The 14,783-nt window shown below is 34.4% G+C and carries 13 protein-coding genes; 7 read left to right on the forward strand and 6 right to left on the reverse strand.

The annotated features are described in order from the left end of the window. Positions 1–559: 559 nt before the first annotated feature. From ACGH6R_RS00590 to ACGH6R_RS00600, 3 genes are read right to left on the reverse strand one after another with little or no spacing between them, the layout of a single operon-like run. The gene (locus ACGH6R_RS00590) at positions 560–1,693 is read right to left on the reverse strand and encodes an ABC transporter permease (protein ID WP_267350900.1); all 1,134 of its coding nucleotides are present in this window, start codon (positions 1,691–1,693) and stop codon (positions 560–562) included. A gap of 2 nt (positions 1,694–1,695) precedes the next feature. Then, complete coding sequence (gene rbbA, locus ACGH6R_RS00595) at positions 1,696–4,494, reverse strand: ribosome-associated ATPase/putative transporter RbbA (protein ID WP_411598595.1); 2,799 nt, start codon at positions 4,492–4,494, stop codon at positions 1,696–1,698. Between the two features lie 13 nt (positions 4,495–4,507). Then, positions 4,508–5,581: an HlyD family secretion protein gene (locus tag ACGH6R_RS00600; RefSeq protein ID WP_267350896.1), complete on the reverse strand. Its 1,074-nt coding sequence runs from the start codon at positions 5,579–5,581 to the stop codon at positions 4,508–4,510. Between the two features lie 348 nt (positions 5,582–5,929). Here ACGH6R_RS00600 and argE point away from each other — a divergent pair, with 348 nt between their 5' ends. Then, entirely contained in the window at positions 5,930–7,087 is a 1,158-nt protein-coding gene (gene argE, locus ACGH6R_RS00605; RefSeq protein ID WP_411598596.1) for an acetylornithine deacetylase, read from the forward strand. Positions 7,088–7,124: 37 nt separating this feature from the next. Here the strand turns inward: argE and rnz are convergent, their stop codons facing one another. Both rnz and ACGH6R_RS00615 read right to left on the reverse strand, forming a co-directional pair. Further along, the gene (gene rnz, locus ACGH6R_RS00610; protein ID WP_411598597.1) at positions 7,125–8,042 is read right to left on the reverse strand and encodes a ribonuclease Z; all 918 of its coding nucleotides are present in this window, start codon (positions 8,040–8,042) and stop codon (positions 7,125–7,127) included. 5 nt (positions 8,043–8,047) lie between these two features. After that, entirely contained in the window at positions 8,048–8,275 is a 228-nt protein-coding gene (locus tag ACGH6R_RS00615) for a YccJ family protein (protein WP_220217224.1), read from the reverse strand. Between the two features lie 75 nt (positions 8,276–8,350). Here ACGH6R_RS00615 and yaaA point away from each other — a divergent pair, with 75 nt between their 5' ends. Both yaaA and ACGH6R_RS00625 read left to right on the forward strand, forming a co-directional pair. Then, positions 8,351–9,124 (forward strand): peroxide stress protein YaaA, encoded by a 774-nt coding sequence (gene yaaA / locus ACGH6R_RS00620; protein WP_411598598.1) that lies wholly within the window; start codon positions 8,351–8,353, stop codon positions 9,122–9,124. 14 nt (positions 9,125–9,138) lie between these two features. Then, the gene (locus ACGH6R_RS00625; RefSeq protein WP_411598599.1) at positions 9,139–10,098 is read left to right on the forward strand and encodes an AEC family transporter; all 960 of its coding nucleotides are present in this window, start codon (positions 9,139–9,141) and stop codon (positions 10,096–10,098) included. A gap of 11 nt (positions 10,099–10,109) precedes the next feature. Here ACGH6R_RS00625 and ACGH6R_RS00630 read toward each other — a convergent pair whose 3' ends face one another. Then, positions 10,110–10,967, reverse strand: coding sequence for a carboxylate/amino acid/amine transporter (locus ACGH6R_RS00630; protein WP_411596636.1), 858 nt, complete (start codon positions 10,965–10,967; stop codon positions 10,110–10,112). Between the two features lie 584 nt (positions 10,968–11,551). Between ACGH6R_RS00630 and ACGH6R_RS00635 the strand changes: the two genes are divergently transcribed. The 4 genes from ACGH6R_RS00635 (at position 11,552) to ACGH6R_RS00650 (ending at position 14,753) form a co-directional block, all read left to right on the forward strand. Further along, the gene (locus ACGH6R_RS00635; protein ID WP_411598600.1) at positions 11,552–11,794 is read left to right on the forward strand and encodes a hypothetical protein; all 243 of its coding nucleotides are present in this window, start codon (positions 11,552–11,554) and stop codon (positions 11,792–11,794) included. Positions 11,795–12,123: 329 nt separating this feature from the next. Further along, positions 12,124–12,807, forward strand: coding sequence for a toxin-antitoxin system YwqK family antitoxin (locus ACGH6R_RS00640; protein ID WP_411598601.1), 684 nt, complete (start codon positions 12,124–12,126; stop codon positions 12,805–12,807). Between the two features lie 205 nt (positions 12,808–13,012). Continuing rightward, on the forward strand, positions 13,013–13,732 hold the full coding sequence (locus tag ACGH6R_RS00645; RefSeq protein ID WP_411598602.1) for a hypothetical protein: 720 nt from the start codon (positions 13,013–13,015) through the stop codon (positions 13,730–13,732). Positions 13,733–14,114: 382 nt separating this feature from the next. Continuing rightward, the gene (locus ACGH6R_RS00650) at positions 14,115–14,753 is read left to right on the forward strand and encodes a hypothetical protein (RefSeq protein WP_411598603.1); all 639 of its coding nucleotides are present in this window, start codon (positions 14,115–14,117) and stop codon (positions 14,751–14,753) included. The last annotated feature ends 30 nt before the right edge of the window (positions 14,754–14,783 follow it).

The raw sequence follows: 14,783 nt of genomic DNA on the forward strand, positions 1-14,783 counted from the left end.
TTACTTATTTCGTGACGTTTACTGAAAATTTGTGAAAACTATTAGCGACAACAAGACCACTAAAATTAAATTAACGAAATAGCGCTGAATTTCATCATATGAAAACCATTAAATTTTCATACAACAGTCTTAAATGACAAACACAAGCATTAATTTATTTACTACTCAAGAAAATAACATTGCCACAACTGTTAATCTTAACCCATTATGTTTATTAGGATTTAACACTTGTAGCTGGCTAAATTTGCGGTAAATTTTAACAATAACTGATATAAAAGAAATGACATTTACATTCATTTTAGTGACAAAATCATTCATATTTATAAAATTATGAAAATATTTGGCGTAATAACCCAATATTAATGACAAACATTAAGTTAGCTCAATAAACGAAGATTGCAATTTTATTCACTGATCGGTTTAAGTAAATATGATTGATTCAAGATGATAATGACCATTATAGAAGATGAAGGCAATTAAATTGAAAAAATAATAAACCATAACCAACTCATTAAAAATCAATCGATTGGTTATGGTTTATCAGCATATAGCAAGTGACTTACGATCCCATATTAACAATTGAGCTACGGAAACGTCTTAATGCTATAAAGAAAAAGACCGATCCAATTCCAATTAACCATACATAGGATGTCCACACAACACTCAACCCTGCACCACGATATAGTATGGCTTGCCCTAATTCGACAAAATGCGTTGTTGGGGCAATCATCATAATATTTTGTACTACTTCAGGCATACTTTCCCTTGGTGTACTACCACCGGACAACATTTGCAACGGTAATAAAATTAAAATTAACAACATGGCAAATTGTGCCGTTGATTTGGCTATGGTTGCCATAAAGATTCCAAGTGACGTTGTCACAAATAAATGTAAAGCGGCTCCAATCAAAAATAACGTAATTGAGCCATTAATTGGAACATTAAGCCAGCTTTTTACCACCAATAGTAATGCCACCCAAGTTGAGATTAACACCACTAATCCCATTGACCATACCTTAGATATCATTATTTGAAACGGTGTGACAGGCATGGAAAGCAGATGATCAATAGTGCCATGTTCACGTTCTCGCATTAATGCAGCTCCGGTTAAAATAATGGATAACGTCGTTACAATATTAATGATTTCCATTACCGAGCCAAACCAAGAGCGAGTTAAATTCGGATTAAATGAGGTATGAACTTGAATATTGACAGGTAAATCCGTTGCTTTGCTATAACGATTAACATACTCTGTCACTTCACCCGTGATGATTTGTGTGATATAACCATTCCCTACAAAAGCTTGCCCCATTCGAGTCGCATCGATATTTAATTGAATTTCAGGACTTTGATTGTTCAACACATCACGCTGAAAATTAGGCGGAATATTTAAAGCAAAGGTATAGCTATCGGTATCCATGCCTCGATCCACCTCATCCATTGAGTATAATTTTACAGGTTGATTAAACATCGGCGGATAAAAAGCCGCAACAATTTGTCTTGATAACGGTGAATCATCTTCATCAACCACCGCTATTGAGGCATGATGAAGCGAGTCAGATGTTGCTGTAGCGGCAATATAAATATCAAACGTAAAACAATAACCTATTAACAGAAGCATGATAGGATCGCGTAATAGTCCCCATAATTCCTTAATACCTAATCGATAAATATTAATTAAGCTTTGCTTCATAACTACCCTTCCTGTTTTTTAAGAAGAAAAATACTGGCGCACAGCACAACAGGAATAGTGACTAATAATGCGAATAAAGAATTGTGTAAATCATTAAAACCCAGTGCTTTATTAAATACACCTCGTGCAATAATGAGCATATGTGTTGTTGGATAAACTTCACCGATATAACGCCCACTCCCCTCCAATGAAGCCACAGGATTGAGTAAACCCGAAAACTGAATAGCAGGTAACATAGTGCCGACACAGGTTAAAAATATCACTGCAATTTGACTACGTGTAATAGTTGACGCCAACAGCCCAAGCCCCGTTGAAATAATACAATAAGCTAAAGCAGCCAGACACAAGGTAAATAAACTGCCTTTGATTGGCACGCCAAAAATAGTAATCGCCATAAACAGCAACAGCAAAAAACTAAACATAGAAATAATAATATACGGTACTTGTTTACCTAATAAAAATTCAGCACGCGTTACAGGGGTAACATATAAATTAATAATCGATCCCATCTCTTTTTCACGGACAACCGATAAAGCTGCCAGCATGGAAGGAATCATCAATAATAAAATAGGAATAACCGCCGGTACCATTGACGGTAAGCTTTTTACATCAGGATTATATCGATACCGTGTCTCAATATTCGCCAAACTGGTTGAATCTTTTCCCGACATTTCTTTAACTTTTTGACTTAGCCAAGCAAGGTGCATACCTTGTACATAGCCTTTAATGGTTTCTGCTCGTAGTGGCATGGCACCATCTATCCAAACACCGATATCAACGGAATCACCACGTTGAATATCTCGTCCAAAATTAGGTGGAATTTCAATCGCTAACGCAATATCATTACTTCGTAAACGGGCATCCATATCGGCATAATCCGTTATAGGTGGCCTTTCAACAAAGTAACGTTTGGACCCAGACAAATTAAGCGTATAGTTTTGACTGATTTCACTTTGGTCACGATCGAGCACGGCAAAACGTAAATTTTCGACATCTAGCGTAATCCCATAACCCATAACGAGCATTAAGATTGCTGACCCCATTAATGCCAACATCGCACGTAAAGGATCTCGCGACAGTTCAAGTGTTTCACGCCATAAACAACCAATCATCCGTGTTAAACTAAATCCTTGAAGATGATTCGCTGGTGGGATGACTGTTTGGGATTTGTCGGCGGTAACTGGAGCTTCGGTCGATTTTTGTTGTGCATCGCTATCGTCAGCACCTGCATCAACTAGATAACGGATGAAGGCATCTTCTAAAGTCGACGCGTTTTTCGATGCAATAATATTATCGGGAGTATCACTTGCCAACACTTTCCCCGCATGCATTAAAGAAATTCTGTCACATCTTGCGGCTTCATTCATAAAATGGGTAGTAATAAAAACCGTTACTTTATCTTTACGGGATAATTCGATGATCAAACGCCAAAAGTCATCTCGAGCAATCGGATCGACGCCCGATGTCGGTTCATCTAAAATTAATATTTCTGGGTTGTGCACAACGGCGACCGATAAAGATAAACGCTGTTTAACCCCTAAAGGTAAGCTATCAGGTAGATTTTGAGCATCTTGCTCTAATCCAAACCGTTTAAGAAGTTCAGAAACACGTTCAGGTATTTTACTTTCTTCAATGCCAAATAAACGTGCATGTAGCACTAAGTTTTGCTCAACAGTCAATTCACTGTACAAAGAAAAAGCTTGAGACATATAACCTAAATGCCGTCTGGTATTAATATCATTGGCATCAACAGGTTTACCAAATAACCAAGCTTCACCGGACGAAATAGGTAATAAGCCAGTTAACATCTTCATGGTTGTTGATTTACCACAACCATTTGACCCTAAAAAGCCAAAAATCTCGCCTTGTTTAATCGAAAAATTAACATGATCGACTGCAATAAAATCACCAAATTGCTTAGTTAGCCCTTTCGCTTCTATCGCTGTTTGTAGATTGTTATTTACATCCAAAGGTGGAATTTCAACGGCTTGATAGCCTTGTTTGGCACTTTCTGGCATCAACTGAATAAAGGCATCGTCTAAATTATCTTTTCCTGTTTGGCTTAATAATGATTTAGGTGTGCCTGTTTCTAAAATTTTACCGCCATACATTGCAACAAGCCAATCAAAGTTTTGTGCTTCATCCATATAAGCTGTTGCCACAATAACACTCATTTGTGGTCTTTGCTGCCGAATTTTATTAATTAATTGCCAAAATTGTGCTCGGGAAAGGGGATCGACCCCCGTGGTAGGTTCATCAAGAATCAGTAAATCAGGATCATGAATCAAAGCAGAACATAAACTGACTTTTTGTTTCATACCGCCAGATAGTCGCCCTGCTGGTCTTGATAAAAAGGGATACAGCCCAGTACTTTTTGTTAATTCGTCAATGCGACGTCGACGCTCTGCGGCATCATTACCAAATAAACGAGCAAAAAATTGAAGATTTTCCTCGACAGACAATGTTGGATAAAGATTTTTACCTAATCCTTGTGGCATGTAAGCAATACGAGTACACACCGCTTTACGATGTGACTTATCTCGCATATCGCCATCTAAAACATAAATTAAACCGTCTTGAATAACATGTGCACCCGCAATCAAAGACAGCAAACTTGATTTACCAACCCCATCGGGTCCAATTAATCCCACCATGCACCTTGGTGGAATAGTTAAACTAATGTTATCCAGCGCACAATTTTTTTTATAATGCAGTGAAACATCGCTAATTTTAACCACTGCATCATCAATAGATTTAGCTTCTGCTAATAAAGCTAAATCCTTATTGTCTGATTCTGACATATGCTATCTCCAATTATTTAGTTGGACATTTGGCTACATCAGATAAATCAGCTGGCCAAGAAGTATTCGGGTTTAATCTCACCCATGCTACACCTGGTAAACCCGTTTTTACTTGATTGATAAAACATTTTAATAATTCAGGATCGAGTTGTGCTTTCACTCTAAACATCAATTTTTGGCGTTCATCTTTCGTTTCAACCGTTTTAGGGGTGAACTGTGCAACACTCGAAACAAACGAAATTTTAGCTGAAATGGCTTTGTCAGGTAAGGCATCTAAAATCAATCTAACTTCGTCACCAATGGCTACTTTGCCCGCTACAGTTTCGGGTAAAAAGAAGGTTAAATAAACGTCATACAAATTAACCAGATTTAGCACTTTACCACCAGAAGGCATCACTTCACCTAATTGAGCAATACGATATTGGATACGACCATCGACAGGTGCAACGAGTGTACTGTCATCAATATCGGCTTGGATTTGTCTGATATTGGCATCAGCAACATTAATAGCTGATTTAGCACTTTCCACGCCAGCTTGTGCAACTTCTATTGCGGCATCCGCTGCTGTCACTTGTGATTGAGCAGAATCTAATGCCGCTTTAGCGCTATTGAATTTAGCGGTATCATCATCAAATTGTTGAATGGATAAAGCCCCTTTTTGATAAAGGGTGGTTGTTCGTTGAAGATGTTTTGAAGCGATATCTAAGTCACTTTCACGCTGAGTAACACCGGCTAAAGCCGCAATTTTATCACTCATTTTTAAAGAAACTTGTGCTTTAGCACTTGCCTCATTACTGATGGCTTGAAGGTATTGGGCTTGAGCTTCGTTCAATTTGGCTTGCAACGTATCCGTTTGCATTACAACGAGTGGTTGCCCTGCCTTAACAAAATCCCCTTCATTCACATTAATTTTTTCAATTCGACCTGCTAATTTTGCAGAAATATTGATTTCGGTTGCCTCAATACGCCCATTTCCACTAGTAAAATCCGCACCATATCCATCCGTTTTTAGTTGCTGCCATGCAATAAAAATAATAGCAAGTATAACGACGGTGATAATAATCCATTTTTTGCTTATTTGTTTCATAACTCATGCCTTGTTCAAAATAATTAATTTATAATCAAGCTTAACGAAATATTGAATCGTTATATGCTATTTAGTAATGATCAAATAATAACAAATGTTTTTTACAAATAAAATCAGCATACAAAATAAACGCAAGAAATGTTAAAAAATTGAAAATCAGTGAATCTTTATCAATTGATCACACCAAATGAATGTTTGCTGGTCATAATGAGTTACTACTAAATTAGTCATGCAGATTAAAAACGGCGTGAAACATAAGCGTTAGTCATAGGCAAATCTTACAGTAAGTGATATGCTTATCATCTTATTAATGGATTTAATTTAATTAGCAATTTAAGGTGATTTTGTATGGCACTGCCCTCTTTTTTAACGCTTTATAGTGAACTGATATCAACCCCAACAATCAGCAATGTAACCAATGAAAAACTCGATTTTTCAAACAAACCTTTAATAGACAAATTAGCAAACTGGTTTGAAAAGTTAGGTTTCAAAATTGAAATACAGCCCGTACCGAATACTCGCGGTAAATTTAATTTATTAGCGACTTATTCAAATAATGAAAACCAGACACAAGGTGGATTACTGCTTAGCGGCCATACTGACACAGTGCCTTTTGATGAAGGACAATGGACTAAAGATCCTTTCAAATTAACGGAAGAAAACAACAAGTTATATGGATTAGGCACAGCAGACATGAAAGGTTTTTTTGCTTTTATACTTGATGCCTTACGTGATATCGATCTAACCAAACTAACTAAACCTATTTATGTTCTTGCTACCGCTGATGAAGAAACCACCATGGCTGGAGCATCATTTTTTGCTAAAAATACTCACTTACAACCCGATTGTACAATCATTGGTGAACCAACATCATTAATACCGATACGTGCGCACAAAGGCTTTATTTCCAACTCAATCAAAGTCATTGGTAAGTCTGGTCATTCAAGTGATCCAGACAAAGGAATAAATGCGATTGAAGTCATGCATTTAGCTATCGCACAATTGTTAAAACTGAAACAGCAGTTTAAAGAACGGTATCATAATGACGGTTTTACTGTTCCCTATCCGACGCTTAATCTCGGGGTAATTCATGGAGGAGATGCAGCAAACCGTATTTGTGGTTGTTGCGAGCTAATTATTGATATTCGTGTATTGCCAAACAACGATGTTAATTCGCTTTATCATGATCTCTGTCAGGCTTTACAACCGGTCATGGACAAATACCCTAACCGTATTTCGGTTGAATATGAAGTATCCCCAATTCCGGGTTATGAATGTAAAAAAGATCATCCTGCTTTACAGCAAGTTGAAAAATTAGTTGGTCAAACTGCGCAAACCGTAAACTACAGTACTGAAGCGCCTTATTTAAACCAAATTTCACCAACCATTGTATTAGGTCCTGGTTCTATTGAACAAGCACATCAACCTGATGAGTTTATTTCAATGGATTTTTTAAAACCGACTAAAATAGCTATCGAAAATTTGATTAAAGATTTTTGTTTATAAAAAATATCCTTTTCGTCGAAACAGTCGGCGAAAAGAATTAGAGATTAAACGTTGAAAAATCACTCGCAATTTCCGTATTAGCAAATATGCTTCTTGCCTCATTAAGTAATTTATCATTATCTTTAAGGCTATATCTTGGGCTGATATGGGTCATGATAAGTTGCTTGGCATTGGCATATTTAGCAATCGTTGCAGCATGAACAGTGGTAGAATGCCCGCGTTCTAAGGCTTTTTCTTCCAAAGCATGCTCTTGAGTCGCCTCATGCACCATTAAATCAACATCTTTGGCTAGCGCAATTGAGGCTTGACATGGCACCGTGTCACCAAAAATTGCCAATTTTCGACCTTGCCTTACCGATCCTAAATAATCATTACCATGAATAACACGACCGTCTTCTAAGGTAACGGTTTTACCGGCTTTCAAAAGTGTATAGTGTGCGCCAATTTCGATATTATCTTGTTTTAATTTATCGATATCTAAACTGGCTGGTAAATCCTTTTCAATAATACGATAACCAAAACAAGGAACACGATGCTGCAACAATGTTGCTTCGACTTTGAACTTTTCATCTTCGAAAACCGTACAGTCTTCTTCAAGCTCAATGATATTGAGTGGATAACTTAACCAAGAGTGACTAATTGCGATAACCGTTTCAATAAATTGCTTCACCCCTTTAGGTGCAATTAAGGTTAAAGCGGATTGATTTTGCATTAAAGAACGCGTGGTTAATACCCCTGGAAGCCCAAACAGATGATCACCATGTAAATGTGTTAAAAAAATCATTTCAAGTTTTGCAAGACTAAATTTAACTTTTTGCATTTGCATTTGTGTGGCTTCACCACAATCAAACAACCATAATTTGCCTCGTTCTTGCAAAAGATCGAGCACAATACTACTCACATTACGCTCAGCTGTTGGGCAACCAGCACTGGTGCCTAAAAAAGTCAATTTCATAAAACTTAGATATTTTTACGCTCGATTGTTTGTTCACCCCAAAACAGTCTATCTGCTTTTGTTTTAGAAAAGGCAAGTGGCAATACTTCATCACTACCTTCTGACCAAATTTGTTCAGCAAGCTTTTCATCATTATGTGCTAACTCAAAAATGGCTTCTGCAATTTCTAGAGATGTTTCACGAATTTTTGCCCAAGAACGAAGGTCATGTATTTCTTTTTTGGTTTGATTCATTTTTATACCCCTTTTTTGCAAGATTAGGTGTAAAATACCCTCAATTTACATAAATTACAATAGGTGTATCACTTTATGCTAACGATAATTTCTCCTGCCAAGACCCTCGATTTTCAAAGTCCGCTTATCACGAACACACACACACTACCTAAATTTATTAAAGATTCTGAGATACTTATTAAAGAGTGTAAAAAATTATCCGCCGACGATTTAGCTAAATTGATGTCAATTAGTCCAAAATTGGCTGAAGTAAATTATGAACGATTTCAACATTGGTATAAAGAATTTAATCTTGAAAATGCCAGACAAGCAATTCTTGCTTTTAAAGGTGATGTGTATGAAGGGCTTCATGTCGACGATTTTTCAGAAGCAGATTTAAAATTTGCTCAATCTCATTTACGGATCTTATCCGGACTTTATGGTCTACTCAACCCCCTTGACCTTATTCAACCCTATCGTTTAGAAATGGGGATACGCCTAAAAAACGGTCATAACAATAATTTATATCAATTTTGGGGAGATAAATTAACCGACCAGTTAAATAATGAGTTTCATAAAACTGCAAATCCAACGTTAATCAATTTAGCCTCGAATGAGTATTTTAAAGCCATTAAACCAAAACAATTAAAAGCGACGATTATCCAACCTATTTTTTTAGATGAAAGTAAAGGTGAATTCAAGGTAATTAGTTTTTATGCCAAAAAAGCACGAGGATTAATGAGTCGTTACATTATCAAAAATAACCTCAATCAACCTGATGATATAAAAAGCTTTAACCTTGAAGGCTATCAATTTGATCCAAAACGATCGACGCAGTTAGAATGGTATTTTATTCGTAAACATCAATAAATAGTAATTATCATATGGCTTTTTTTTCGACGTTAGGACAACAATTTGTCGCAACATTACCGCTATTTATTCTTATTTTATTAGGCTATATAGCGGTTAAATTAGGTCGCTGGCAAAAAACGGTGACCGACAGTTTAACCAAATTCACCTTTTATATCGCTTTTCCGATTATGCTCTTTCAAATTATGAGCCATTTTTCCGAGCATTCTGAAATCGATATGAAACTATTATTCGTTTTCTTCGGTAGCTCATTTATTGTTTTTGCTTTAGGTTGCTTAATCGCCTATAAATGTTTTCACCTAAATGGTTCTGAAAGTACGATGTTTGCTATGGGGGGAATCTATACCAATACAGTGTTTGTTGGTATCCCAATCATAAAAATGCTACTAGGTGACAGTGCAATTCCAATTGTTGCGATTATTGTCATCTTTAATGCACTTATTTTATGGACGCTAGCAACCGTATCGATCGAATTTGTACAAATGGGAAAACTTTCCAGCAAAGGATTTATTAAAGCATTCAAAAATGTCACCAAAAACCCTATAATTCTAGGCATTTTTGCCGGTATTGCGGTTAATTATACGGGTATCGCATTACCTAAATTCATTCAACAATCCACAAAAATGGTCAGTGACATGACAGCACCTTTATCACTTATTGTATTAGGCATGGGGCTGGCCGAATATCAAATCAGGAACAAATTACACATTACCGCAACAATCTGTATGATAAAAATGGCAATACTACCTATTGTTACATTTGTGACAGGAAAACTGTTAGGATTACCCGTATTGGAATTACAAGTTATTGTATTATTAAGCTCAGTATCGATTGCGATTAACTGTTATATGATGGCAAGACAATTTGAGGTATTACAAGGCCCTATTGCATCAAGTTTACTCATATCAACAGCATTATCATCCATAACAACACCGTTGATATTATCCATTATGTTACAATTTGGCTTAACATAATGTTATTTAATTTATTTTGGGGAGTGGCGTTTTACTTTGTGATGAAGTATTAAAGCAAACACAATTACCGCACTTCCAATTGAAAATCGAATCCAGTCAATGGATTGATGCCAAACTACGACATTAACCAAGATGCCTGTTGGAATAACCACGTTATTCATAATCGCTAATGTCCCTGAGTCCACTTTAGTTGCGCCATAGTTCCATAAAAAATAACACAAACCAGAGGCAATCACACCAAGCCAAATAATGATACCCCACTGTAAGTTGGTTGTAGGTAATTTTGAATAATCACCAAACAATAACCAGCCAAGACTAGCAACAAGCACAGCCCCTAAATAGACCCATGCAAAAGCTTGATGTTGGGGCAATGGATAAAGTTCCATAATTCGTTTATACCCAACCTGCCCTAAAGCAAACACAACATTTGCGCCCTGAATTAATAAAAATCCAATAATAAAATCACGACTGATATGATCATAGCGAATAATAGCTGCACCAATAACGGCAATAATAGCCGTTAACAGATAACTATATCGAAGACGATGACCTTGCAATATGTCATAAATAATCGTGACATAAATAGGCGTTGATATGGTAAAAAGAAGGACTTCAGGTACTGAAATATACTGAAAGGAATTATAATAAAAAAAGTACATAATCCCCAATTGACAGGCTCCAACGCCCATTAACAGAATCATCTGTTTAAAGCGGATACCACGAAATCGAAAAAAAGGAATAAAAGTAATAAAAGCTAACAAAACACGCATCACAACAGCAAACCAAGAGTCAACTTGTCCACTGAGATAAACAGCAATAAGACTGAATGAAAATGACCAAACAATCGTGACAAAAATAAGATAAAACATAAATTACAAATAACAAATTAATTTTAAATTGCACGCATCGTACCAATTCATCATTAACTTGTAAACGATTTATTACAATAATTGGTGACAAATAACGTTTATGATCTTAATTATTTAATCATTCTACACGACCACATTACTTGATAACCTGTATACAAATAATTAGTACCCTTCATCGAATACTGCCGTAGCAAAATCCATTCCACAAGTAAAAAGTCTAATGGAAAATAAAATTTTGAATTTTACACCCAATAATCGTAGATATATTGAACTTAATTCAGATATTAAAGGAACATAAACATGATTAAATTCAAATTATCCTGTAATGACTCAAGATGTTTCTAAATTGTTGTACAAAAATTTTTCAATATAAAGAATAGTGATTAAACAAAGAAAGGTTTGTTACCCTATTCCGCTATAAAGATACAGTCCGGTGACAGTTGAAGGCAAAATTCAATCTATCCAAGAAGATTATAAATGGATGACACTATGAAATTATTAAAGATTGTAATCATAATATTACTAGTAATTAAATTTTTACCAAAATTCTTATTTGTCAGGATGATCCTACCGTTTTTATGGTGTTGAAGAAACCGAACGGTTATTATATTTATCCTCTCCGTTATACTTATCTTGAAGCAAATTACCATAAAGGGTTACCGATTGGAATTTGGAAATTTTATAAATTAGATTACCAAGAGAAGCCAGATGGATCTGCTGATCTATCTTCTGCTAAAAAAGGCAAACTTTTGTACACAGAAACCTATAAAGACGGTGAGCTTGTCGAACGCAAATTTGTGGATAAAGAAATCGATGAATTGAATTAAAGATTGTGTAGTAAACAAACGATTATTATGCTTATCACCCTCATAAATATTAACGGTGGTAAGTTAACAATAAATAAAAAAATAAACATAACAACTTAATATTTTTAGTTGTTATACTGTTGTCAATATAGGAAAGAAACACCCTGATGCTAGAAATAATGTAGGAGTTCTTTGGGGAAAAAATCAAACGAAATATAAAGTTTTAATCAAGCTTGATTATATTACACACCCTAAAGATGCAAAAAGTATTTACGGCAATATGGACTTAGTAACATAGCAACTTGCTCAAGGGTTGGAAATCAACATTAATAAAAATTTTTAAGAATAAAATGAAAAAATTACTAATAGTGTCTATTTTTTTTGTTGGCATTTTGGCATGTGTTCAACGCATTGAAGAAAAAAAGATTTCCGAAGTTACCCCGTCACATTCAGTACGAATTAAAGAATCCAATACTCCGGAGGGTTTTCTACGATATGAATATTATATCAATGGCAATAAAGCAGCGGATTATATAAAAACTTACTATACTAAAGGCGGTCAATTAGAATCTGTGTATTATATGTCATCATATAAACCAGACGGCATTTCTTCTCAAGGATTTTACCCAAATGGAAAACTAAAATTCATCCGCTATGTAAGAGATGAAGTTAAAAAAGGAGATGTATTATATGTTATTTATTATCCTAATGGACAAATAAATCTTATAGAAACAATAGTTACTGACTCTTTAGAATTACCCAAACTCACTACTATGTACTTTGAAAATGGCGTTAAGCTAGGTGAAGGGTTTATGGATATGTATAATGCTACCACAATACCTGTAGGATTATGGAAAACATACGATGAAAAAGGCGATTTAATCGAAACCACCTATTATCATCCCGATGAATTCGGCAAAGACTATAAAATCGTAACTCAATATAAGAATGGAAAAGTTGTTTCAAAGAAAATTTACAATTTTGATGATTTATATGAGACTGAGTTAAAAGAGCTTTTAACCATACCGAAATAATAAATAATTGAAAAATAGAAAATTTTGATTGAAATAAAAATGCGACTATTTACCAAATTACTTTTGAATATGGATTCAGATCTAACTATGCGACAAGTTTGGCAGAGTTTGCTGGTGTAAGCTCAGGTGTTCAAAATCATTATGATCATGAACATTGAGGATTTAATATAGATTTTATACATACTACTATTCAATTAGGAAAATAATGAAAACGATAGCTATACTTTTACTCATTAGCTTTTTGACTTCTTGTGGTTATGCGGATAAAGAGGAAAAAACAAACATAAACTATAGCAAAGTCATTGCGTTAGACCATGATCCTGTTTTAATTCAGTTAGGCAATAAAAAATTAACATTAAAAGGATTAAACCAAGAAGATTTTTCACTGGTACAAAAAGGGAAGACGCTTTTTATCATTAAAAAGCTGTATCTGGGTATAGATGATCTGCAAATTGAATTTATAGATAATAAGGATCAAGATTTTCTATTAACTGGTGAAATAGAATATGGGGTTTCTCAAGACTTAATTGATGGTATACGAACTGTTGAATTTTTACCATTTTCTTTTAAAGAAGATATACAGTTGCATAACAATAAAGGGAAATTTATTTTATTAACTGCGATTAAAACCACATCACAGCTAGAAGCCATTTGCCAAGAAAAATATTTTGATGAGATCCGAAAAGAGTCTTATTTGGTTCAAAAACAGTTCTATCAGAATGAAATAATCGATAACCCAGAAAAATATAAGGATTGTTGCCCTGAGTATATTGAATATGCAACACAATTCTTATCTAAAAAAGAGCGTGATTTTCACTCATTACAAAGCCTGTTTGTTGAATTTACCTATAAAAAAATAACGTTAAACATAGGTAATGGCTATCATATCGTCTTTTATAATATCAATAATTTTGTTCCTGAATAAAAATGAGTGATTATGCGGATTGTATTAATTTAACTAAATAACAAAATAGAGATAAAATACAAACCGCATATAATAATCATTTATCTATTTCTAACTTTCGAGAAATCTCTAATATCTATATACGCAAAAAAGGCAAACATTTGTACACAGAAACCTATAAAGACGGTGAGCTTGTCGAACGCAAATTTGTGGATAAAGAAATCGATGAATTGAAGTAACGATAGTGTATGAAATAACTGGTTATTTTAGTTATCACCTTTATTAGTATAAACGCTGGTAAACAAGCTGATATAAAATAGCCGTTTTAAAAAATAGAACAAATGGATCAAAGAATGTATAAAATATCATCAACAAAGTTCTAATCGATAAGATAGATAACGTAATGAAAAATAAAATAAGTTACTTTTTTATTATAGTATTGCTATGTAGTTGTAGTAATAAACAATTAAATCAAGAAAATGTGGAAGTTAGTTTCTTTAATGAAAAAAAGAATATACATGAAACGGCTAAAACAACGTCACCCATTATAGAAAATGATGATTCCGAAAATACTTATATTTTGGATACTTTTGATATTTTTTCTCATAAAATAATTTTGCAATCCGATGTTTTTTTAAATTCCCAGAATAGCTATGAAAGAGTTTTTGAAATCTCTTTGATAAATAAATTGGATTATGTCATTGTCGAAATACAAAACACCATAGGCGTAAGCGCTTATCAATTATTTATTCGAGAAAGAAATAACAAATTAGAAATCTTCAAACAAACTGGTTGGGATCGTATCCTTTTTACATTTGAAATAGCAAAGGATGATTATGATTCTGCAAATGCAAGCTTGATCTGCTTAAGTCAAAAAATAAAACCAATAAATGACATCATAAAAATCCCTGATGATTTACATTTTACCAATGAAAATACCAAAGACTGCTTTGCCTGCCCACGACAATATTCTACTGAAGAGTGTTTACAAAAAAAACAATCGGGTGAAAAATTTAGTTGGAAAAAACAAAAGGAAAGATAATCCATATAATGAATTAAAAGAGAAACACAT

Source organism: Gilliamella sp. CG13 (assembly GCF_046635805.1).
GTDB classification, from domain to species: Bacteria; Pseudomonadota; Gammaproteobacteria; order Enterobacterales; family Orbaceae; genus Gilliamella; species Gilliamella apicola_I.

Coding starts and splice junctions, on each gene's coding strand:
- ACGH6R_RS00590 (WP_267350900.1), bottom strand. CDS start 1,693: ATGAAGCAAAGCTTAATTAATATTTATCGATTAGGTATTAAGGAATTA.
- rbbA (WP_411598595.1), bottom strand. CDS start 4,494: ATGTCAGAATCAGACAATAAGGATTTAGCTTTATTAGCAGAAGCTAAA.
- ACGH6R_RS00600 (WP_267350896.1), bottom strand. CDS start 5,581: ATGAAACAAATAAGCAAAAAATGGATTATTATCACCGTCGTTATACTT.
- argE (WP_411598596.1), top strand. CDS start 5,930: ATGGCACTGCCCTCTTTTTTAACGCTTTATAGTGAACTGATATCAACC.
- rnz (WP_411598597.1), bottom strand. CDS start 8,042: ATGAAATTGACTTTTTTAGGCACCAGTGCTGGTTGCCCAACAGCTGAG.
- ACGH6R_RS00615 (WP_220217224.1), bottom strand. CDS start 8,275: ATGAATCAAACCAAAAAAGAAATACATGACCTTCGTTCTTGGGCAAAA.
- yaaA (WP_411598598.1), top strand. CDS start 8,351: ATGCTAACGATAATTTCTCCTGCCAAGACCCTCGATTTTCAAAGTCCG.
- ACGH6R_RS00625 (WP_411598599.1), top strand. CDS start 9,139: ATGGCTTTTTTTTCGACGTTAGGACAACAATTTGTCGCAACATTACCG.
- ACGH6R_RS00630 (WP_411596636.1), bottom strand. CDS start 10,967: ATGTTTTATCTTATTTTTGTCACGATTGTTTGGTCATTTTCATTCAGT.
- ACGH6R_RS00640 (WP_411598601.1), top strand. CDS start 12,124: ATGAAAAAATTACTAATAGTGTCTATTTTTTTTGTTGGCATTTTGGCA.
- ACGH6R_RS00645 (WP_411598602.1), top strand. CDS start 13,013: ATGAAAACGATAGCTATACTTTTACTCATTAGCTTTTTGACTTCTTGT.
- ACGH6R_RS00650 (WP_411598603.1), top strand. CDS start 14,115: ATGAAAAATAAAATAAGTTACTTTTTTATTATAGTATTGCTATGTAGT.